Origin of the sequence: Methanoregula sp. (assembly GCF_002835825.1) — an archaeon.
Classification (GTDB): domain Archaea; phylum Halobacteriota; class Methanomicrobia; order Methanomicrobiales; family Methanospirillaceae; genus Methanoregula.
In genome coordinates, this window is the sequence record NZ_PIZH01000696.1 from 1 (window position 1) to 1,117 (window position 1,117).

The following is a 1,117-nucleotide window of genomic DNA, read 5'->3' on the forward strand; positions in this document are numbered from 1 at the left end:
GGGTGATGAGGGCCGGGCCGGCCCTTTGGACCAGCGGGTGGTCCGGGTCCGTATGGACCGGGGCGGCAACAAGATCATAGTGCGTACCATGGGCCTCCTGTAGTACATCGGGCGTTGTCCCGCGGTAGATGTCCACGATGTCGACATCATGCCCCCGGTCCGCAAAGGCTCTGCCAATCTCTTCTGCCCCGTGGATCGTGTCGAGGATCAGCACCCGCATATTCGATCAGATCAGGGTGAGTGCCTCTGTTGCGTTCTTGACCATGAGATCGGCAAGAAGGGGGTCAACCCCAATAGGCTCGGCATAAACAAGGGGCACCGACTTCCCGTTCAGAGTGAAGTGCCCTTTCCTGATCCCCTCGGACAGCCCAATCTCCCGGGGGATATCCTTCTCAATATGCGCACCTTTTGCAAGGAAGAGCGGTACAACGACAAGGGCATCGATCGCCTCCTTGCGGAATTCATCAAGCGCGTCTTTGATCGAGGGCTTGTTGATGTTCATGAACCCGCTCCGGACAATATACTCCGGGTGTTTGACCCGGATAATTTCTGCGGTCCGGTCCACGAGTTCCTGATTATACGGCATGGAGCTGCCATGCCCGACAAGTAAGAATCCTTTCTTTGACATACGTTACCTACCTACCATACATCGAGTGTTTGCCGGGACAATCCTTTGCCCGGCCCGATTATGCGTATGAAAATTGGTAATCAACGTAATCATGTGTGCTGGTTTTGTTCTAATATTCGTAGCACCAGATAATTGCCAATAGATCCTGCTATCTTGTCAAAGAAGGGAATTATCCTGAAGATCCAAAAGAGAGGCACCGCATGGAACAGAGCCCGGGTAACCTTGCCAACACCTGGCTCGCGGCAATCATTACTCCGGGAGTTTCCCCGGCGAATCGCGGCTGGTGTTCCGGCACGCTGAACGGGGTGGCGCCGACAGAAGTGCCGGACCGCCAATCCGGACCCCCCTGCCGGTTCAAACGCCACTCCCGTAGCCGGTATCTTCGGAGTTCCTGCCCATACTTATGCCCACATTGCGCCGTTGACGCCTTCCCGTGCTCCCCACCGGGGGAGGCCCCGCGCGAAGATCCACGAGTCAGGCAGAGCATTA

1 protein-coding gene and 1 pseudogene are annotated in these 1,117 nt (G+C 56.3%); both read right to left on the reverse strand.

Annotated features, from left to right (window positions below; genetic code table 11):
* Nucleotides 1-220: pseudogene (locus tag CW742_RS14495) on the reverse strand (coenzyme F430 synthase); the annotation flags it as partial.
* A 6-nt stretch (nt 221-226) separates the two neighbouring features.
* Nucleotides 227-628: a sirohydrochlorin nickelochelatase gene (gene cfbA, locus CW742_RS14500; RefSeq protein ID WP_292421600.1), complete on the reverse strand. Its 402-nt coding sequence runs from the start codon at nt 626-628 to the stop codon at nt 227-229.
* Between the last annotated feature and the right edge of the window lie 489 nt (nt 629-1,117).